Annotated in this window: 19 protein-coding genes and 2 pseudogenes; 9 read left to right on the forward strand and 12 right to left on the reverse strand. The window is 66.2% G+C overall.

Features of this window, described 5'->3' with window-relative positions:
• Positions 1–21 precede the first annotated feature (21 nt).
• Positions 22–1632: a DHA2 family efflux MFS transporter permease subunit gene (locus JOZ00_RS20895; protein WP_293347383.1), complete on the reverse strand. Its 1611-nt coding sequence runs from the start codon at positions 1630–1632 to the stop codon at positions 22–24.
• A gap of 186 nt (positions 1633–1818) precedes the next feature.
• On the opposite strand from JOZ00_RS20895, the gene JOZ00_RS20900 reads away from it, so the two are divergent.
• Together JOZ00_RS20900 and JOZ00_RS20905 are read left to right on the forward strand one after the other, a co-directional pair.
• Positions 1819–2523: a DUF2334 domain-containing protein gene (locus JOZ00_RS20900; protein ID WP_293347386.1), complete on the forward strand. Its 705-nt coding sequence runs from the start codon at positions 1819–1821 to the stop codon at positions 2521–2523.
• 49 nt (positions 2524–2572) lie between these two features.
• Positions 2573–4240 carry an FAD-binding dehydrogenase gene (locus tag JOZ00_RS20905; protein ID WP_293347389.1) on the forward strand — a complete coding sequence of 556 codons (1668 nt, stop codon included), beginning with the start codon at positions 2573–2575 and terminating at the stop codon, positions 4238–4240.
• A gap of 13 nt (positions 4241–4253) precedes the next feature.
• Here the strand turns inward: JOZ00_RS20905 and JOZ00_RS20910 are convergent, their stop codons facing one another.
• Positions 4254–4892 carry an MBL fold metallo-hydrolase gene (locus JOZ00_RS20910; protein WP_293347392.1) on the reverse strand — a complete coding sequence of 213 codons (639 nt, stop codon included), beginning with the start codon at positions 4890–4892 and terminating at the stop codon, positions 4254–4256.
• On the opposite strand from JOZ00_RS20910, the pseudogene JOZ00_RS20915 reads away from it, so the two are divergent.
• The 3 genes and pseudogenes from JOZ00_RS20915 to purQ all read left to right on the forward strand — a co-directional run bounded on the left by JOZ00_RS20915 (position 4869) and on the right by purQ (position 6578).
• Positions 4869–5604: pseudogene (locus JOZ00_RS20915) on the forward strand (ATPase). The gene JOZ00_RS20910 and the pseudogene JOZ00_RS20915 overlap by 24 nt on opposite strands.
• A gap of 63 nt (positions 5605–5667) precedes the next feature.
• On the forward strand, positions 5668–5907 hold the full coding sequence (purS, locus tag JOZ00_RS20920; RefSeq protein WP_293347395.1) for a phosphoribosylformylglycinamidine synthase subunit PurS: 240 nt from the start codon (positions 5668–5670) through the stop codon (positions 5905–5907).
• Positions 5904–6578 carry a phosphoribosylformylglycinamidine synthase subunit PurQ gene (gene purQ, locus JOZ00_RS20925; protein ID WP_293347398.1) on the forward strand — a complete coding sequence of 225 codons (675 nt, stop codon included), beginning with the start codon at positions 5904–5906 and terminating at the stop codon, positions 6576–6578. Before purS ends, purQ begins: the two co-directional genes overlap by 4 nt.
• Here the strand turns inward: purQ and JOZ00_RS20930 are convergent.
• Entirely contained in the window at positions 6575–7960 is a 1386-nt protein-coding gene (locus JOZ00_RS20930; protein WP_293347401.1) for a wax ester/triacylglycerol synthase family O-acyltransferase, read from the reverse strand. The two genes, purQ and JOZ00_RS20930, sit on opposite strands and share 4 nt — an antisense overlap.
• Positions 7961–8006: 46 nt before the next feature.
• On the reverse strand, positions 8007–8822 hold the full coding sequence (locus JOZ00_RS20935) for a lysophospholipid acyltransferase family protein (RefSeq protein WP_293347405.1): 816 nt from the start codon (positions 8820–8822) through the stop codon (positions 8007–8009).
• 155 nt (positions 8823–8977) lie between these two features.
• Between JOZ00_RS20935 and JOZ00_RS20940 the strand changes: the two genes are divergently transcribed.
• Positions 8978–10057 carry an NAD(P)-dependent oxidoreductase gene (locus JOZ00_RS20940; RefSeq protein ID WP_293347408.1) on the forward strand — a complete coding sequence of 360 codons (1080 nt, stop codon included), beginning with the start codon at positions 8978–8980 and terminating at the stop codon, positions 10055–10057.
• Between the two features lie 3 nt (positions 10058–10060).
• Here the strand turns inward: JOZ00_RS20940 and JOZ00_RS20945 are convergent, their stop codons facing one another.
• From JOZ00_RS20945 to JOZ00_RS20955, 3 genes are all read right to left on the reverse strand, one after another.
• Entirely contained in the window at positions 10061–10540 is a 480-nt protein-coding gene (locus JOZ00_RS20945) for a hypothetical protein (protein WP_293347411.1), read from the reverse strand.
• Between the two features lie 95 nt (positions 10541–10635).
• Positions 10636–11844 carry a cytochrome P450 gene (locus JOZ00_RS20950; RefSeq protein WP_293347414.1) on the reverse strand — a complete coding sequence of 403 codons (1209 nt, stop codon included), beginning with the start codon at positions 11842–11844 and terminating at the stop codon, positions 10636–10638.
• A 274-nt stretch (positions 11845–12118) separates the two neighbouring features.
• The gene (locus JOZ00_RS20955; protein ID WP_293347417.1) at positions 12119–12520 is read right to left on the reverse strand and encodes a nitroreductase/quinone reductase family protein; all 402 of its coding nucleotides are present in this window, start codon (positions 12518–12520) and stop codon (positions 12119–12121) included.
• Positions 12521–12577: 57 nt separating this feature from the next.
• Between JOZ00_RS20955 and JOZ00_RS20960 the strand changes: the two genes are divergently transcribed.
• Together JOZ00_RS20960 and JOZ00_RS20965 are read left to right on the forward strand one after the other, a co-directional pair.
• Complete coding sequence (locus JOZ00_RS20960) at positions 12578–13171, forward strand: TetR/AcrR family transcriptional regulator (protein WP_293347420.1); 594 nt, start codon at positions 12578–12580, stop codon at positions 13169–13171.
• A gap of 2 nt (positions 13172–13173) precedes the next feature.
• Positions 13174–13572 carry a VOC family protein gene (locus JOZ00_RS20965; protein ID WP_293347423.1) on the forward strand — a complete coding sequence of 133 codons (399 nt, stop codon included), beginning with the start codon at positions 13174–13176 and terminating at the stop codon, positions 13570–13572.
• Here the strand turns inward: JOZ00_RS20965 and JOZ00_RS20970 are convergent.
• Positions 13566–14081, reverse strand: a complete 516-nt coding sequence (locus JOZ00_RS20970; RefSeq protein ID WP_293347426.1) for a VOC family protein — start codon at positions 14079–14081, stop codon at positions 13566–13568. The two genes, JOZ00_RS20965 and JOZ00_RS20970, sit on opposite strands and share 7 nt — an antisense overlap.
• The gene (locus JOZ00_RS20975) at positions 14078–15496 is read right to left on the reverse strand and encodes an FAD-dependent monooxygenase (RefSeq protein WP_293347429.1); all 1419 of its coding nucleotides are present in this window, start codon (positions 15494–15496) and stop codon (positions 14078–14080) included. The genes JOZ00_RS20970 and JOZ00_RS20975 overlap by 4 nt, the downstream gene beginning before the upstream one ends.
• Before the next feature lie 93 nt (positions 15497–15589).
• Here JOZ00_RS20975 and JOZ00_RS20980 point away from each other — a divergent pair, with 93 nt between their 5' ends.
• Positions 15590–16195, forward strand: coding sequence for a TetR/AcrR family transcriptional regulator (locus tag JOZ00_RS20980; protein WP_293347432.1), 606 nt, complete (start codon positions 15590–15592; stop codon positions 16193–16195).
• Between the two features lies 1 nt (position 16196).
• On the opposite strand, the gene JOZ00_RS20985 is transcribed toward JOZ00_RS20980, so the two are convergent.
• From JOZ00_RS20985 to JOZ00_RS20995, 3 genes and pseudogenes are all read right to left on the reverse strand, one after another.
• Positions 16197–16652, reverse strand: a complete 456-nt coding sequence (locus JOZ00_RS20985; RefSeq protein WP_293347435.1) for a cupin domain-containing protein — start codon at positions 16650–16652, stop codon at positions 16197–16199.
• Positions 16653–16659: 7 nt separating this feature from the next.
• A pseudogene (locus tag JOZ00_RS20990) lies at positions 16660–18109 on the reverse strand (NAD(P)/FAD-dependent oxidoreductase).
• Between the two features lie 55 nt (positions 18110–18164).
• Positions 18165–18743 (reverse strand): haloacid dehalogenase type II (locus tag JOZ00_RS20995; protein WP_293347438.1); only part of this gene is annotated, 579 nt, incomplete at its 5' end.

An 18743-nucleotide genomic window follows, 5' to 3' on the forward strand; every position in this document is an offset into this window, starting at 1 on the left:
AGTCGGTCGAGGGCGACCGCACTATTCACCCAATGTTTGGCTGGCCGGCTTCTTCGGGAGAAACGAGGCCGGGACGAAGGTGGAGAGCACCAGGACGACGGCGATCACGAATACCGCTGTATAGGCGTGTGATAGGTCGTGCTCGACATTGCCCCAGAAACCGGCGGCAAGCGATTGGCGCGGAATTGCCGATTGATCGACCGGAACGCCGGTGGCAGCGGCTTTTTGCTGCAGTGCGGCAAGCTTGTTTGCGGCAAGGATGTATTCGCTTCGGTTGAACTGGTTGGTCAGGATCATCGACATCAGCGCGGTGCCCAGCGAGCCGCCCACCTGATGGCTGACGCTCATCAGCGTCGTGCCCCGGGCGATCTGGTGCGGGGCCAGCGCCTGCACCGATGCGACGGACAGGGGCATCATCGTGCAGCCCATACCCAGGCCCATGATCGTCAGGCCCACCAGCAGCGTCGGCAGATACGCGGCTTGCCTGGCCACGCCGAAGGCGAAGGTGCCCAGGCCGGCGGTGATCAGCACGATGCCGACCAGCACGATCTTGCCGGGCCCCTGCCTGTCCACCAGTGGTCCCGTCAGGCGCATCGTCAGCATGGCGCCCAGTCCCTGCGGGATCATGTGCATCCCGGCTTGCATCGGCGTCTGATGCAGCACCTGCTGGAAGTAACTCGGTAACAGCAGACCGGCACCGAAGAACGCAGTAGCGAATACCAGCATCGTCACGTTCGCGTGGGTCAGCACGGGATTGCGGAACAGCCGCAGGTCAATGAGCGGATGATCGGCCCGATGCCATGCGTGCGCGACGAACCCGGCGATCAACGCCAGGCCGATCGCCGCCGGTATCAACACGTGGCGGTCGACGACCGTGCCGCGGCCGGGAACGGACGACACCGCGAACAGGAACGTGGCCAGCCCGGGCGACAGCAGTAGCACCCCGACGAGGTCGAACGTTTCCGATCGCGCCGCGTGATCTCGTGGGAAGACGATCGCCGCCAGGACGATGGTGACGAGTCCGAGCGGCAGGTTGATCAGGAAGATCCACCGCCAGCTCGAGGTGTCGATCAGCCAACCGCCCAGGATGGGACCGCCGATCGGGGCGAGCAGCATCGGAATGCTCAGGATCGACATCAGGCGACCGAGCCGCCGGGGGCCCGCCTCGCGCGTCAAGATCATGAATCCCAGAGGCAGCAGCATGCCGCCGCCGATTCCTTGGATGACGCGAAAAGCGATGAGCTGCACGATATTCGCGGCAAGCGCGCACAGTAGCGAGCCGAGTGCGAAGGCCAGCACCGAACCCATGAAGAGGCGTTTGGTTCCGAACCGGTCGGCCGCCCACCCGGTCACCGGGATCACCGTTGCCAGTGCCAGCGTGTAGCCGGTCATCGTCCAGGCGACGACGGCCTGCGAGGACGTGAACTGATCGATGAAGGTGCGTTGCGCGACGCTGACGACGGTGACGTCGATGATCGCCATCACGGTCGCCAGGATGCAGACGCCCGAGATCCGCAACAGTCCGGCGTCTATATGATCCGGATATTCCCGGTCGTCTTCTCCCGGCGGCGCGTAGGGCAGCGGGGTGTCGGCCGCTGCGTAAGGGGCCTCTTCCATGGCGGTGCTTAGCATATCGAACCGATTGCAGCCGTCGACGCCCGACAGGCAGTTAGGAAAGGCGCCGCAGTGAAGACCGGACTGACCGTGTCGTGACCCTAAATCGCCCGGTCAGACGGGCTTTTACCACCGGTGTCGATATACGCCTGCCGTCTGCGTGTCCTTCACCATCCCGACACTTGAGATCGGCAAACTGCGGTTGTGTCTGGAAAATTGATCGTCTCGGTCTCAGGGATAGGCGAGCGCACCCTGGCCGACGTCGAGGCGTTCTGTGCACAGATGGATTCCCGCAACGTGCCGGTGTCGCTGCTGGTGGCACCCCGGTTGTCCGGCGACTACCGCCTGGACCACGACCCGCGGACCGTCGAATGGTTGACCGACCGGCGGGCCGGTGGCGATGCCATCGTGCTGCACGGCTACGACGACGCGGCCACCAAAAAGCGTCGGGGCGAATTCGCCATGCTGCGTGCACATGAAGCCAATTTGCGGCTGATGGCCGCCGACCGGGTTCTCGAGCATCTCGGACTGCGGACCAGGCTGTTCGCCGCACCCGGCTGGGTGGTGTCGCCTGGTGTGGTCAAAGCGTTGCCGGACAACGGTTTTCGACTGCTGGCCGATTTGCACGGGATCACCGACCTGGTGCGTCACACCACGGTTCGCTCCCGGGTTCTCGGCATTGGAGAAGGCTTCCTCACCGAGCCCTGGTGGTGCCGGATGGTGGTGCTGTCCGCAGAGCGGATCGCCCGCCGCGGCGGCGTGGTGCGCGTCGCCGTCGCCGCGCGTCACCTGCGCAAACCGGGACCGCTGCAGGCCATGGTGGATGCCGTCGACCTGTCCCTGATGCACGACTGCACGCCAACCGTGTATCAGTGGCAGCGCGACAAGGCGATTCTCGACGCCGCCTGAGAAAAGCGTCTGGCTGTGCTGCGGCCCGGGGACGTTACCCTGGTGCGACATGAGCGATTCTTCTGCCGCGGGGTTCGGCGCTGACGCGATTGTCGTCGGAGCGGGACTGGCGGGCCTGGTGGCCGCATGCGAATTGGTGGACCGCGGGCTGCGGGTGCTGATCGTCGACCAGGAGAACAGCGCCAACGTCGGCGGGCAGGCGTTCTGGTCCTTCGGCGGCCTCTTTTTCGTCGACAGCCCCGAGCAGCGTCGCCTGGGTATTCGCGACAGCCATGAACTTGCATTGCAGGACTGGCTCGGGACGGCCGCGTTTGATCGGCCCGAGGACTACTGGCCTCGCCAATGGGCGCATGCCTACGTCGATTTCGCGGCGGGGGAGAAACGCAGTTGGTTGCGGGCCCGCGGGCTCAAGCTCTTTCCGTTGGTGGGCTGGGCCGAGCGTGGCGGTTATGGCGCACTGGGACATGGCAATTCGGTGCCCCGCTTCCACATCACCTGGGGAACTGGGCCGGCGCTGGTCGACATCTTCGCCCGTCAACTCCGAGATCGCTCCACGGTGCGCTTCGTGCACCGTCATCAGGTGGACGAGTTGATCGTCGAAGGCGAGGCCGTGACCGGTGTGCGGGGCAGCGTGCTGGAGGCCTCATCGGCGCCGCGAGGTGTGGCGTCATCACGAAAGTCGGTGGGCGGATTCGAGTTTCGCGCTCCCGCGGTGCTCGTGACCAGTGGCGGCATCGGCGGTAACCACGATCTGGTGCGCAAGAATTGGCCCGAGCGGATGGGCCGCGTCCCCGAGCAACTGCTGAGCGGAGTCCCGGCTCACGTCGACGGCAGGATGATCGCCATCTCCCAGCAGGCGGGCGCACGGGTGATCAACCCCGACCGGATGTGGCATTACACCGAGGGCATCACGAATTACGACTCGGTCTGGCCGCTACACGGCATCCGGATCATTCCGGGGCCGTCGTCGTTGTGGCTCGATGCCACCGGCAAGCGGTTGCCCGTCCCGCTCTACCCCGGTTTCGACACCCTCGGCACCCTCGAACACATCACCAAGTCGGGGCATGACTACACCTGGTTTGTGTTGGACGCCAGGATAATCGAGAAGGAGTTCGCCCTTTCCGGCCAGGAGCAGAATCCGGACCTGACCGGGCAGAGCGTGCGGGAGCTGGTGCGGTCGCGGGCCAGCTCGGGACCGCCGGGGCCGGTGCAGGCATTTGTGGACCGGGGTGTGGACTTCGTCAGCGCGAACTCGTTGCGCGACTTGGTGACCGCGATGAACAAGCTGCCCGACGTGGTGCCGCTGGACTACGCCACGGTAGAGGAGGAAGTGACGGCCCGCGACCGCGAGGTGGCCAACAAGTTCACGAAAGACGGCCAGATCACCGCGATCCGCGCCGCCCGCGGCTACCTCGGCGACCGGCTGGGCCGGGTGGTCGCGCCACATCGGCTGACCGATCCGAAGGCGGGGCCGATGATCGCGGTCAAGCTGCACATCTTGACCCGAAAGACATTGGGCGGCATCGAAACCGACTTGGCCGCACGGGTGCTGAAGGCCGACGGCACGCCCCTTAACGGGCTGTATGCGGCCGGTGAGGTGGCCGGGTTCGGCGGTGGCGGCGTGCACGGCTATCGAGCCCTGGAAGGCACGTTTCTAGGCGGCTGCATCTTCTCGGGCCGCGCCGCCGGTCGCGGAGCGGCCGACGACCTCACCTAGCCGGCGAGGAAGGCTAGAAGGTGACCGCGCTTTCTTCGGGCAGCACCTGGAAGTCGGTGCTCGTCATCTCGGTGAGCCGGCCGTAGTAGATGCCGCGCGCATCCGGAGCGACAACCCCCTGGTGGATCGGAACCGCCCGCTCCGGTGCGACCGCGCGCAGGTAGTCGACGGCCTCGGAGATCTTCATCCACGGTGCTGCGGCGGGCGTGGCCAGGACGTCCACCGGCTCCTCGGGCACGAAGAGCGCGTCACCGGGATGCATCAGCCTGGCGGGGTGCCCACCGTCGCCCACCAGGAACGAAATATTCTCGATCACAGGGATTTCCGGATGGATGACCGCGTGCTTGCCGCCAACGGCCCGAACGGTCAGCTCACCGATTTCCAACTCGTCGCCGACGTGCACCGCCTGGCACGGCGCGCCCAGTTGCGCGGCCGTCTGCGGGTCGGCATACAGCGCGGCATTCGGGTTACCCTCCAGCAGTGACGGCAGCCGCGCGCTGTCGACGTGGTCAGGGTGCTGATGGGTGATCAGGATGGCGGTTAGACCCGTGATTCCCTCGAAGCCGTGCGCGAAGGTGCCCGGGTCAAAGAGCACGCGGGTGCTGTCGAACTCGGCTAACAGGCAGGAATGGCCGAAATGCGTCAGTTGCATATCTACGATTGTGCCCCGGACGGGAAGGGTTCCGATGCGCGTGATCGTGGCCTCGATGTTGGTGGTGGGCGGCCTCGCGGTTGCTCTGATCGTCGCGGTGCCTGCACACGCCGATCCCCAAACTTGCCCGACCGTCTGCGACCAGATTCCGGACACTGCGTGGGTCGCGCCCCGCGCCGTCCCGCTCAACTCCATCTACGGCTGGCCCGCGCTGGCCGGGCAGGCCGCGCAAGTAACCGGGGCGACGCCCGGCCCGCGGTTCCGCTTCGAGGAACTGTGCGCCTCGCCTCCGGTGCCACGGGACCCCCGCGACTCGGCGGTGGCGGCCCGCGCGACGGTGGTCCACCCGGACGGCCAGTGGCAGCTGCAGGCCCAGGTCCTGCACTGGCGCGGTGATACCGCACGCGGTGGCCCGACCGCGGCCTCGGTGCTCGGCAACGCCACGGCCGCGCTGCGCAACTGTCAGCAGGGGGCGCCGTCGCAGTCACCGTCGATCACCAGCGACGAACCGAACCGGATGGCCGCGGTGATCAGTGGTCCGGTCATCATGCACACGTACCTGATCGCCCACGTGGCGAGCAGCACGATCAGCGAGCTCACGCTGTGGACTTCAGCGCCGCCGCAGGTGTCCTGGCCGACGATGCCGGACGACCGGGTGCTGGACGCGATCACCGCGCCCCTGTGCGAGGCCTACATCGCCTCGTGCCCGTGACGCCCGGGCGTCCTCCTGCGCCGGTAGAATCGGCGTCGAATTGCGTCGACAGGAGGAGCGCCAGTGGCCCGGGTGGTCGTGAACGTGATGCCCAAAGGGGAGATTCTCGACCCGCAGGGTCAGGCGATTGTCGGCGCCCTGGGCCGGCTCGGTCATGCGGGGATCTCAGATGTCCGACAGGGCAAGAGATTTGAGCTCGAGGTGGACGACACCGTCGACGATTCGGCGTTGGCCGAGATAGCGGAAGCGCTGTTCGCCAACACCGTGATCGAAGACTGGACGATCAGCCGGGAGACGCAGTGACCGCACGAATCGGGGTCATCACCTTTCCCGGAACACTGGATGAGGTGGACGCCGCAAGGGCGGCACGGCGTGTCGGGGCCGAGGCGGTCAGTCTGTGGCACGCCGACGCCGACCTCAAGGGTGTGGACGCCGTGGTGGTGCCCGGCGGCTTTTCCTACGGTGACTACCTGCGGGCCGGCGCGATCGCCCGATTCGCCCCGGTGATGGCCGAGGTCGTGGACGCCGCGCGAGGCGGTATGCCAGTCTTGGGGATTTGCAACGGTTTTCAAGTGCTCTGCGAGGCGGGGCTGCTACCCGGCGCGCTGACCCGCAACATCGGATTGCACTTCGTGTGCCGCGACGTGTGGCTGCGGGTGGCGTCGACCTCGACGGCGTGGACCTCGCGCTTCGAACCCGACGCGGATCTGCTGGTGCCGTTGAAGTCCGGCGAGGGCCGGTATGTCGCCCCCACCGACGTGCTCGCCGAGTTGGAGGGCGAGGGACGCGTGGTGTTTCGCTATCAGGAGAACATCAACGGTTCGCAGAACGACATCGCCGGCGTCAGCTCCGCCAACGGCCGCGTCGTCGGGCTGATGCCCCATCCCGAGCATGCGATCGAAGCCCTGACGGGCCCCTCCGATGACGGCTTGGGCCTGTTCTATTCGGTATTGGATTCGGTTTTGGCGGTCTAGCCGGAAACCCCTGCGGCATCGCGCAATTCGGCAAACGACTCGGTGATGGCGTCGGTCGCCTCGTGTGGATCCTTGAACGTCTGGTCGTCGGTGAGCACGGCGACACCGAGTTGGTCGACGTAGCTCCACACCGTGATATTGACCGGGGCGCCCGGCGACAGGACGCCGGTCGAGTAGATCTCCCTGACCGCCGCGCCGCCGAAGTGGCCGCGTTCCCGCGGCCCGACCACGCTGGAAACCGCCACGTTCATCAACTTGTTCGGGGCATCCCGCAGCCCCAGCCATTTGAAGGCGGGCGGAGCGATTGCCGTCGGCAGATAGGCCATCATCCGCCCGTACAGTTCCGGGCCGAGGACTTCGTGATCCTCCTTGGCGATTCGGGTCGCCAGTGCCACCAGCTTCGCCCGTTCGGTCGGGTCGGCGACATGGACCGGTAGCGAGATCATCAGGCCGCTTATCTCATTGCCGGTGATCCGGTCCGACTTGTCCGTGGCGGTCGGAACCGATGCGATCAAGGGGCGCTCGGCCGAACCGTCATAGGCCAACAACAGCTTTCGCAGACCGCCGGCCGCCGTCGCCAGGATCAGATCGTTGACGGTGATGCCCAGCGCCTTGGCAGTCGTTTTGACGTCGGCCAGCGGCAGCGTCGCGCTGGCGAACCGGCGCTGGGGTGACACCACGTGGTTCAGAAAGGTCGGTGGCGCGCTGAACGCCTCGGCCAGATCGGGGTGGTCCTCGCGCTCGCGGGCGCGCCGGCGGACCCGCATCGACCCGACGGCTGCGTCCCTGATGAGGCCCGGCAGTTCGCCGATCTGGCGCGCATGGTCGCGGGCGGCCTCGCGGAGCAGATCGACCGTCGACGGGGTGGCTCCCGCTTCGTCGTTGTCACGCTCGTCGGTGATATCTCCCGACGGTCCATACACATCCATAGCGCGGGCGAGCAGGTTGACGGAGGCGATGCCGTCGGCCAGCGCGTGATGGACCTTCCCGACCAATGCGGAGCGCCCGCCTGCCAACCCCTCGGCGAAATGAAACTCCCATAGCGGGCGGCTGCGATCCAGCGGTGTGGAGGCCACCTCGCCGATCACCTCGTCGAGCTCGCGGCGGCCGCCCGGCGGGGGCACGTGGACCTTTCGCAGGTGGTAGTCGAGGTCGACCTCGCAGTCCTCCTGCCACATCGGGTGATGCAGCTGCCAGGGGATGTCGACGAGCTTGTAGCGCAGCGGTTCCAACAGGTGCAGCCGGCGGCGCACGTGCAGCCGGAAGGCGTCGAAGTCAAACCCATCCGACGCGTCCATGACGGCCACTTTCAGGGTGTGCGTGTGCAGGTTGGGCGTCTCGCTGTAGAGCAGCATCGCGTCCATGCCGTTGAGTCTTTTCACGCGTCACCCCGCTGTGCCGACGAGTTTTCGGTTATGTCACGGTCGGTCAGCCGAGGATCGGCAGGCGCCGCTGCTTGGCCAGCCGCTTGAGCGCGGACTCCATCACTTCGCGTACGTGCGTGTCGACCTCGTCGATGTCGGGATCGTCGCCGAAGCGGGCGGTGATGTCGATCGGTTCGAGCACTTCGGTGACGATCTTGGACGGCAGGGGCAGGTTCGGCGGGAAGATCATGCTCAGGCCGAACGGGAATCCGAAGCTCACCGGCAGGATGTCCATCCGGGCCTTGGTGAGACCGAGCGTGCGTGCCAGCAGATTGCCGCGGGTCAAGAAGAGCTGGGTTTCCTGGGCGCCGATCGACACCACGGGCACGATCGGCACCCCGGCTTCGATGGCGGTTCTGACGTAGCCGGTGCGGCCGTTGAAATCGATGGTGTTCGCACTGAAGGTCGGTCGGTACGAGTCGTAATCTCCACCCGGGAACACGAGCACCACCGCACCGGAATGCAAAGCGGTGGCGGCATTTTCGCGACTTGCCTCGATTACCCCGAGGCGACGCAGCCAGCCGTCCAGCGGGCCCATGAAGATGCCGTAGTGCCCCAGTGTGTAGACGGGGCGGTCGTAGCCGAACTTCTCGTAGAAGGCCGGCGAGAAGATCAGCACATCCGGCGTCAGCATGCCGCCGGAATGATTGGAAACCACCAGCGCCCCACCGGATGCGGGGACGTTTTCGATCTTGCGCACCTCGGCCCGGTGCCACCGCTTGATGACCGGCCCGATGGTCTTGGAGACCTGCTCGGTAAAGGCCGGATCCCACTTGGCGGTTTCGTGGTTGTCCGTCGCATCAACGTCGCTGCCCGTCATGGCTCCCCGCTGTCGTGGTCCGGCTGTTCGGTCTTTGCCCAAGGATTGCCGATGTGACGCCGGTCTCAAACATCATTCACAGATCGACATATGCTACTCTCCATTTAAGAGAATGGCATATTCATTTGCTGGGGGGCTTGTAGCGGGTAGGGGAGATGTCCGAAAAGGTCTTAGTCACTGGGGGTTTCGGTCTTGTCGGCTCGCAGACCGTGCGCCGACTCGTGGAAGCGGGTCACCGCGTCGTCGCCACCGACCTCGGGACGCCCGCCCAGCGCAAGGCGGCCGGATCGCTACCGACCGGAGCGGAGGCGCACTGGGCGGACCTGACCGACCAGGGCGAGGTCGACCGCCTAATAGCCGAAACATCGCCCACGGTGATCGTCCACCTGGCCGCTGTGATCCCGCCGGTCATCTATCGCCAGGCCGCGCTGGCGCGCCGCGTGAACGTCGATGCGACCGTCGCGCTGCTGCTTGCCGCGCAGGCGCGGCCGCATCCGGTGCGCTTCGTGCAGGCCTCGAGCAACGCGGTGTACGGGGCCCGCAACCCGCATCGGCATAGCGAGATCTTGCGCGCGGACTCGCCGATAAACCCGGCGGATCTCTACGGGGCGCACAAGGCCGAAGCCGAGGAACACATCCGGGCCTCAGGTCTCGAGTGGGTGATCCTGCGGCTGGCGGGGGTCATCAGCGTCGAACCCAGCGCCATGCCGTTCAGCCTCGACGCGCTGGTATTCGAGAGCGCACTGCCGGCCGACGGCCGCATCCACACCGTGGACGTGCGCGATGTCGCACTCGCATTTGCCGCGGCCGCGACGGCCGACGTCGCCGGCGAGATCCTCCTGATCGGGGGTGACAAGTCGCACCTGCTGCGGCAGGGCGATATCGGCAAGGCGCTGGCGGCCGCTCGGGGCCTGGTCGACGTGTTGCCGCAGGGCAGGCCCGGCGATCCCGACAGCGACGAGGACTGGTTCGTCACCGACTGGATGGATGCCGGCCGCGCCCAGCAGGCCCTGCAATTCCAGCGCCACTCCTGGCCGGACATGCTCGCCGAGATGCGGGCCGCCGCCGGGTGGCGGCGCTATCCGATGCGGCTCATCGCGCCGGTCGCCCGGCAGTTCCTCAAACGCCGTGCGGCCTACCGGAATGCTCCCGGCCGCTATGCCGACCCGTGGGGCGCGATCCGGTCCCACCTGGGTGAGCCCCGGCCCGACGGCCGCGGAAACACGATTACGTAGCGATCAGCCGGCGTTGCGCACCAGCGGAGGTTCCGGCGACGGCAATTCGACGATTGGGCTCATCTCCGCGAACAGCTCCCGCGCGTCCGTGATGGCGCCATCGACGATGGCCGCGAAAACCTCGAAGGTGAAGCTCTTTCGGATCCATTGCGACCTGCGTGCCACGACGCCGATGCGCTGCGGATCGGATGAACCGTGCACGATCGCGGTGACCTGGCGGTCCTGACGGTTCCACCGTTCCGAGAAGTAGGTCAGCCAAGGGCGGTCGGCGGCCGGGAAGTAGCAGTCGGGAGTGACCCGAACGATCAACACGTCATCGTGGTCGGGTGAGACCTCGAGATGGACGTGTAGGCGTCCTGAGGTGGACGCGCGGTCACTGGTGACGAAGAAGTATTCGCCATCGTGGTGACCACGGAAATAACGTCGCCCGCGGGTGCGCAGGTAACGTTCGATCAGGCTCGCGCACATCGGCTCGTTCGTCATGACGTCGATGCTGCTACCGGCGGCTTTGCGGATCCTTTGAGCAAAGCAGTGTGGCGTCGAAGAATCAGTTGAGAAATAGCTGAGTTTTTGCGTGCTCAGGACAGCACGCGCACCGGCACGTTCGACCACCCGGCGACGTTCTGCATGCTCACCCGTTTGCAGTCATCCCAAATCACCCCGTAGCGGGGCATCAAATCCAGCAGCTTCTCCAACGCGACGGCGCTTTCCATTCGCGCCAGGGCGGCCCCCAGACAACTGTGCACGCCGTAGCCGAACCCGAGGTTTTGCGCTTCCGTCCGATCGCGCTCGATGTCGAACTTGTCGGCATCGGTGAAGGCGTCCGGATCGCGATTCGCCGAGCCGCCCAACAGGAATACGGGTTTGCCGGCGGGGATCGTAATGCCGTGCAGCTGAACGTCTTTGAGTGAACAGCGCACGTTGTACTGCGCGGGTGCCTCGTAACGCAGCACCTCCTCGATCGCCGCGGGCATCTTGCTGCGGTCGTCGAGCAGCTTTTGCCATTGATCCGGGTTGCGCGCGAACTGCACGATCGCGTTGCCGACCAGTTTGGTGACGGTTTCGGCGCCCGCACCGCCCAAAAGGGTGCAAAAGCCCGTGATTTCGAAGTCGTCGAGCTGCGTGGTGCCGCCGTCGTCGCGCTCGACCTCCGCGGTGATCAGCCCGTTGATCATGTCGTCCTGCGGTTCTTTGCGTCGTTCCTGGATCAGGTTGTAGTAGTACGCGGCGATGTCGGTGACCGCTTTCCAGTTGGTCTCGTCCATCTCGATCTGGCCGGGCTTGCGGTGCAACGATGCGTCGACCCAATGTCGGATCTGCTGGCGCTGCTCGGCGGGCACACCGAGGACGGTGCTGATCACCTCGACCGGGAACAGTGCCGAGAAGTCGGCCACCACGTCGAACTGCTTCGGATCGACCCGCGACAGGTGGTACTCGATCAGCTCGGTGACGGCGTCCTTCAATGCCGTGATCGCGCGTGGGGTGAAGACCTTGTTGACCAGGCTGCGCATCCTCCGGTGCTCCGGGGGGTCCATGAAGATCATCGACCTGGACTCCTGGGGTAGGTCGTTGTTCTTGACCATCGCCAGGTCGATCCCGCGCGCTGACGAATACGTCTCGTAATCCTTGAACGCGGCGCTGACGTCCTTGTGCCGGCTCAGCGCGTAGAAGTCGTGCTTGGCGTCGTAGTAGACGGGCGCCTCTTTGCGCATCCGTCGATACGTCGGATAGGGGTCGGTGAAGAACTCCTCCGAGAACGGGTCGAAGACCAGTTGCGTGGTCGTCATTGTCTCCTCCTCAACGGGCCGGTGAGGAAAGGCGGTCTCGGTGCTCGCCGAAGCCCTCCACCGGATGCTGAGCACCTGCTTAGCATCCGTGGTTCTCGAGGTCAAGGCCGAGCGGTCAGGTGGAATCGCGCCTTTCCACGATTCCCGCGCCGGGGCCGGGCAATGTGCGCGGCAGGCTGACCGAAAACCGGTAACCCGGGCCCTGTCGCCGGATCAGCCAGCCCTGACGCTAAACGTCTTATTGCGCCGGACGAGGCTCTGGGCTGCTTCGGTCCTAGTCCAGGTCGATCCGGATCGTGAGCAGGTCGGTGCCGAGTGCGCGCACCAGCGAGCTGTTGAACCGTGGCAGGTCTCTCAAGCGGGCGCGGGCGTCATCGTCGGGGAGCGGCACGGCGGTCCCGGCGCGCCAGCGACCGCGGACCCGGACGCGAACCCTGTTGTTCGCCTTGATGTTTCGGACGTAGTCCGAAGCCTCGCCGTGGTCGGAAACCAGCCAGAAGGTGGGGCCGTCGAGCCGGCCCCCGATCGGTGTGCGCCGCGCCTGGCCGGTGCGACGGCCGGTGGTCTCCAGCAACATCTGGGTGGGTAGCAGCCGGGTGATCGGGTTGGCGATGTGCCGGTGGAAGAGGCTGACCCGGCGTCGTTTGCGGTCTTCTGCGGAAGCGTGCGTGATCATGGATCCAGCATTGTCGAGACTAGGGGTCTCGTCAATGGTCGCGTTAGCCTTCATGCTGTGGCGGAGAACCGACGGTCCCACACGGGCAGCCGGCGCAATGACGAAGCCGAGTTGGCGATTCTGCGTGCGGCCGGCGATCTGCTGGTGGCCGGCGCGGGTTCTCCGATCAGCGTGGCGGCCATCGCGCAGCGCGCCGGCGTCGGCAAGCAGACGATCTATCGCTGGTGGCCGTCGAAGAGTGCGGTGTTGCTCGACGCCATGATTCACCGGGCGGAGCAGGTCGCGCCATTGCCGGACACCGGTGCACTCGATTCCGACCTGCGTGTGTTTCTTCGGTCGACGTTCGTCGCCGCGGCCGCCAATCGCAATCTGCTCCTTGGTGTGCTTGCCGAAGCGCTGGGTGACGCCGCCACCATGGATCGACTGGCAACGTTCACCGCGGCTCGTCGCGACGAATTGGCGCAGATCCTCGATCGGGCCCGGGTGCGCGGACAGCTGCCCGGGTTGGAGCCTTCCGGAGTCGTCACCGACCAGGCATTCGGATTACTGTGGTACCGAATGGTTTTCGCGCACGAGCCGCTCGACGAACAAGCAGCCGACGATCTGGCGGCCGCACTCACGGCGCAGCTTTGCGCCCACCAGGAGGGTTAGGCATGGCAATCGCCGTCGAACGTTTCGACCATATTGTGCTGAATTGCAACGACATTGAGGCCACCGCGGCGTGGTATGAGCGGGTCCTTGGCATGCGGCGAGAGACGTTCGGGCCGTCGAAGAGGACCGCCCTGTGTTTCGGAGATCAGAAAATCAACCTGCGGCCGCTCGGCGCGTTGACCGACGATCCCGGCTGGGTCACCGGTGCCGTCGAGGCGGCGGGTTCGGAAGACCTGTGCTTCATCACTACTTCCACCCCCGACGAGGTGGGCGCTCACCTCGCTTCGTGTGGCGTCCAGATCACCTCGGGACCGGTGACCAAAACCGGCGCACTGGGATCGATGACTTCCCACTACTGCCGTGATCCCGACGGGAACCTGGTCGAGATCGCCGTCTACTGACCGGGCGCAGGGTGTTGCATGGACGGCGGGTTCAGCCACGGATCGTCGGGCTCGGGGTTGCCCTTGGGCATGGAGATGTTTTCCAGGATTTTTTCGGGGCCGCCGTCGGGCACGTCGGCGAGGCGCACGAAGATGCCGTCCGGATCGGCGACGACCAGCAACTTGCCGGCGCCACCCTGAATGACCGAGGAATGGTCGACGCCAACGGTATTGAAGTGGCGTTCCCAGGCGTCTAAGTCCTCGGTTTCAGCCACGGCCAGGTTGAGCGGGTCGTAGCCGCGTATCACACCGGCCGCCCCGGGCGCCCAGCGCAGCTCCAGCGGTGCCGACAGCCCGGGGAGAGCGACGATGACTGCGTAGCGCGCGCCGTCGTCGTCGATGTGGTCGAACTGCGCCAGGTGCTGGGCGCCGAAAACGCGCTGATACCAAGCCAGGCTGGCGTCAAGGTCGGACACCGGAAGCTTGAGGTGGTGCAGTCCGGCCAGTTCGGGCGGGTTGGGTGTTTTCATCGGTGTTGGTCCCTTACTTGAAGTTCGATACCGAAAAGGGTTGTGAATAACCCGGGTTCGGCGGCGATGCCGTCGGGCCGCACGGCCACCGGGTGGTCCACCTCGGCGGTCGCGGTCGCCGTCAGCTCACCGTCGATCGGCGCGACCTCGCCGCCCGGCGGCGTCACAAGTGTCCACGCCAGTCCCTGGGGTTGGCTGACCCTCGGGTCGACGCGGTTGCCGATGTCGCTGCTGCCGTTGCCATAACCGATGTCGAGCTGAGAAAGCTTGTTGGCAAGGAAGTCGGTGATACCTGGCACGTCGGTGACGGCGGTCAGCGCGTTGTTGCGCAGTTCGGCCGAGCCCCGGTCGGTGACGGTGGCGACCTGCATGAGTTGCGACGTGAACGCGATGAGTCCGGCGGCCACCGGGCGTCGCTCGGCCTCGTAGCTGTCGAGCAATTCGGCCGGGGCGCGCCCGGTCACCACGTGATGCAGCTTCCAGCCCAGGTTCGCGGCGTCTTGGATGCCGGTGTTCATGCCTTGCCCGCCGGCGGGGCTGTGGGTGTGGGCCGCGTCGCCGAGCAGGAAGATGTTGCCGCTGCGCAGTGCCGTGGCGACGCGTTGTTGCACGTGATACGACGAGCTCGACGCGACGGACTCGAGTTTGGCATCGCGCAGGCGGCCGCCGGCCCGGGCGCTCAGCAGATCGGCGACCGCGGCCGCGTCGGGAGGGGGTGTGCCGAGGGGGACGCCGGCGACCACGCGGAGTTGGTTGCCGGGAAGCGCGGAGGTGATCAGCATTCCCTGCGGGCTCAGCGAAAAGGTGGTGTCCAGGCCGGTTTCGGGCCCGCTGACGACGATGTCGGCCAGCGCGAACAACGTCTCGGGTGCGTCGCCGGGGAACTCGATCCCGGCCAGTCGGCGGGTGGTGCTGTGCACGCCGTCGGCGCCCGCAACGTAGCGGGCGGTCACGGCGTGCACCACGCCATCGGCGTCGACGATCGTGGCGGCGGTGCCCGGGAAGTCGTCGTGCAGATCCAGCAGGCCAGCCGACCGGTGCACGTAGCCGCCGAGAGCTTCGAGCCGCTCGGCCAGCCTGACCTCCGTCTGCTGCTGACCGATGAGCAGCAGGAAGGGGTACGGGCTGGCGATGGACTCGTAGGACATCCGCATCAGCGGCCGGTCCCGGTCCACGACGGCGAAGCCGCCGCCGCGCAAGCCGTCGCCGATCAGGGTTTCGGCCAGCCCGATGCGGTCGAGGTATTCCAGCGTGCGGGGCTGGATGGCCGCCGCTTTGGTACCCGGTGCCGCCGCGGGCTTGGAGTCGATGATCACGTGCGAGATGCCGAGTTGCGCGAGTGTCACCGCGAGAGTCAGGCCGACAGGTCCGGCTCCGACGATCAGCACGTCGGTGCGCCTTGGCAGTTGTCGCATCGTCATCCTCCTTAAACGAAACGAACGTTTCGCTTTGAGCCTACTGCGGCGTGGTTCATAGCGCAACGATCGTTTCGCCTTTACAGTGAGGTGATGCCCAGGCTCAGTGCAGACGCGTGGGAGAAGCGCAGGCGACATGTGATGGTCAGCGCGTGGAAGTGCTTCTCGCGGCAGGGGTTTCAAGCGACCACGATGGACGAGATCATCGCAGAGACGGGAATGTCGTCCAGCTCGGTGTACCGGTATTTCGCCAGCAAGGACGAGCTGATCGCGTCGGCCGCCGAAGAGTCGCTGACCGGGACCAAGAGCATGCTCGACGAGCTGCGCCAGCGCCGCCCGGTGCCCGGTCCGCGCGAGACGCTCACCGTGATCACCAAGGCGCTGCAGCGCCAAATCGACCAGCCCGGCTACGACTTGTCCAAGATCACCGTCAACGCGTGGGCCGAGGCCCTACGGCAACCGCAGCTGCACGACCGGGCTTACCGCTTCTACCGCGAGACCCATAAGTCGCTCGTTGCCCTGGCCCGACTGTGGCAATCGGAGGGAATGGTGGCGCCCGAGACCGATCCGACGTCGATCGCCGACCTGTTCATCTCCCTGATGCCCGGGTTGATTGTTACCCGCCACCTCTACAAGCTCGCGACGGCGGCCCGGCTGGCCGAGGGAGTGTTGGCCTTCGCCGCCGCGGAGTCCGGTTAGCTCAAAGCGGATACAGCTCGGGCAGATTGATCACGATGGCCTCCTGGCTGCTGCGTGCGATCACGACCTCGGCGGGCGTGTTCGGGTCGGGATTTTCCTCCCGATGCGGCAGATACGGCGGGATGAAGACGTAGTCACCGGGCCCGGCCGCGATGCGGACCTCCTGGACGCCATCGTGAAAGACGAACTCCGGGTTGCCGCTTCGCACATAGATCGCGGTCTCCGAATCGCCGTGGTGATGGTTGTCCGAAGCGGATCGCGGTGCGGCGTGCGTCTCGCCCATCCAGAGCTTCTTGGCACCGACCGACTGGCCGGACAGGGCCGCGAACCGACGCAGGCCCTCCGACTGTGCGGTATCGGAGCTGATCTCGGATGCCTTGATGTGGCGCACGCGGTTGCGAGTGACCTTTGTTGCCGTGTCGTCGAAGTCTGGATGGAATCCGTCTGAGGTCGCCATGGCTCAATTATTCCTCCGACGCATCCCGGTACGCCTCAAGCAGTCTCAACCACGGCTCACTGACTGTCGGGAAGCATGGGACGGCGTGCCACAAGCGATCGATGGGAACCTCGCCGGCGACGGCGATGGTTGCCGAGTGCAGCATCTCGGTCACGCCCGGACCGACCATGGTCACCCCGAGCAGATGGCCCCGATCCAAATCGACCACCATTCTGGCCCGGCCCCGGTAGCCGTCCGCGAAAAGTTTGGCCCCCATCACCACGTCACCAATCTCGATGTCGACCGCGCGGACGCGGTGGCCGGCGTGCTCGGCTTGTTGGCCGTCAATCCGACCGCGGCGGCTTCAGGATCGGTGAAGAAGGCCTGCGGTACCGCGCGATGGTCGGCGGTCGTCGCATGGGTGCCCCACGGCCTGGTGTCCAATGGTTTTCCTGCTGCGCGGGCGCCGATCGCCGCACCGGCAATGCGCCCTTGATACTTGCCCTGATGGGTAAGCAGGGCACGATGGTTCACGTCACCGGCCGCATAGAGCCAGCCGTCGTCGATCTCTTGCACTCGGCAGGTGTCGTCCACGTCGAGCCAGCTGCCCGGGGCCAGTCCCACTGTCTCCAAGCCGATGTCGTCGGTCAGCGGCGCTCGGCCGGTGGCGAAGAGCACCTCGCTGACCCGAAGCTCGGTGCCGTCGTCCAGTTCGAGCACCACGTGTCCGGTGTCGGGACGGCGCAGTGTCCGCACCGACACACCCACCCGCACATCGACGCCCGCATCGGTGAGCCCTCGTTCGATCAGCTCGCCCACGAACGGCTGCTCGGCGGCAACAGCCCCGATCCCCGTGCCAGCAGGGTCACTCTGGACCCCAATCCGTGCCACGCCGTGGCCATTTCGACGCCCACGCCGCCGGCGCCGACGACGGCAAGGTGCTCCGGGACCGAACTGCTATCCGTGGCCCGTCGATTGGTCCACGGGTTTGCCTCGGCGATTCCGGGCAGATCGGGGAGCGCGGCCCGGCTTCCCGTGCAGATGACAACCGCATGACGCGCGGTCAGTACCGACTGCCCGCCATCGGGCGAAGTAACAACGACCCGACGCGGACCGTCGAGCCGTCCGTGGCCGCGCACCAAGATCGCGCCGATCCCGGCTACCCAGTCGGCCTGGCCGCTGTCGTTCCAGTCGGTGACATAGCGGTTACGCCGGCCGAAGACGCCGTCAACGGCGATGGCGCCGGTGACCGCCTCGCGTGCGCCGTCCACCCGCCGGGCGTCCGCGAGGGCAATGACCGGGCGCAGCAACGCTTTACTGGGCACACACGCCCAATAGGAGCATTCACCTCCGACGAGTTCGCGCTCGACCATGGCGACGCGCAGACCCGCGGCCCGGGCACGTTCGGCGGCGTTCTGCCCGATCGGTCCGGCGCCGAGCACCACGACGTCGACGTCCTGTTCATTGTCTGCTGTCACGTTCGGCGATCCTTTCGGTGTTGAATCCTTATCGCGTCGCCGAACTCAGGCAGGCTCAGCGAGGGCCGTTGATGAGATGCTCGGCGAGTTGGCGCAGATCACTCGCGACGACGTCCGGTTGCGGCAGACCGTCCACCGGAAGCGGCGGGTTGCCGGGCCGGGTGATCAGCGCGGCGCTGAATCCGACGCGCTGGGCGCCGATGGTGTCCCACACGTGGGCGGCGACCATCATGCAGTCGGCGGGGGCCACCCCCAGCGCCTCGCACGCATGCCGGTACACGACGGGAGCGGGCTTGAAGGCTTGGCACGATTCGACGCTCAACTGCTGTTCGAAGAAGTCGGCAAGGCCCGCGTTTTCCAGGGGCGTCGTCGTCCCGGGCCGGTGCGGGGAGTTCGTCAGCGTTGCGAGGCGAAAGCCGTTGTCGCGCAATGCGGTAAGGCCTTCAGCGACGTCTGGGTGCGCCGGCATCGTGCGCATCTGCGACTGCAGGCGGTGAACGTCGTCGTCGGTGATGTCGACCCCGTGAATGTCGCCCACCATCTTCAGGACGCCCTGGCCGAGCGCAAAGAAGTCCACATAGGAGTCCGCCAGCGTGGCGGTCATCGAATACATGACGAGCTGGCCGAACCATTC

The organism is Mycobacterium sp. (assembly GCF_019243155.1).
Lineage (GTDB): Bacteria > Actinomycetota > Actinomycetes > Mycobacteriales > Mycobacteriaceae > Mycobacterium.

Bases quoted from the DNA above. Each gene is read 5' to 3' on its own strand.
- JOZ00_RS20910 (WP_293347392.1), bottom strand. From the start codon at position 4,892: ATGCAACTGACGCATTTCGGCCATTCCTGCCTGTTAGCCGAGTTCGAC.
- JOZ00_RS20950 (WP_293347414.1), bottom strand. From the start codon at position 11,844: ATGACGACCACGCAACTGGTCTTCGACCCGTTCTCGGAGGAGTTCTTC.
- JOZ00_RS20970 (WP_293347426.1), bottom strand. From the start codon at position 14,081: ATGAAAACACCCAACCCGCCCGAACTGGCCGGACTGCACCACCTCAAG.
- JOZ00_RS20905 (WP_293347389.1), top strand. From the start codon at position 2,573: ATGAGCGATTCTTCTGCCGCGGGGTTCGGCGCTGACGCGATTGTCGTC.
- JOZ00_RS20985 (WP_293347435.1), bottom strand. From the start codon at position 16,652: ATGGCGACCTCAGACGGATTCCATCCAGACTTCGACGACACGGCAACA.
- JOZ00_RS20965 (WP_293347423.1), top strand. From the start codon at position 13,174: ATGGCAATCGCCGTCGAACGTTTCGACCATATTGTGCTGAATTGCAAC.
- JOZ00_RS20945 (WP_293347411.1), bottom strand. From the start codon at position 10,540: ATGACGAACGAGCCGATGTGCGCGAGCCTGATCGAACGTTACCTGCGC.
- JOZ00_RS20980 (WP_293347432.1), top strand. From the start codon at position 15,590: ATGCCCAGGCTCAGTGCAGACGCGTGGGAGAAGCGCAGGCGACATGTG.
- JOZ00_RS20940 (WP_293347408.1), top strand. From the start codon at position 8,978: ATGTCCGAAAAGGTCTTAGTCACTGGGGGTTTCGGTCTTGTCGGCTCG.
- JOZ00_RS20975 (WP_293347429.1), bottom strand. From the start codon at position 15,496: ATGCGACAACTGCCAAGGCGCACCGACGTGCTGATCGTCGGAGCCGGA.
- JOZ00_RS20955 (WP_293347417.1), bottom strand. From the start codon at position 12,520: ATGATCACGCACGCTTCCGCAGAAGACCGCAAACGACGCCGGGTCAGC.
- JOZ00_RS20935 (WP_293347405.1), bottom strand. From the start codon at position 8,822: ATGACGGGCAGCGACGTTGATGCGACGGACAACCACGAAACCGCCAAG.
- JOZ00_RS20895 (WP_293347383.1), bottom strand. From the start codon at position 1,632: ATGCTAAGCACCGCCATGGAAGAGGCCCCTTACGCAGCGGCCGACACC.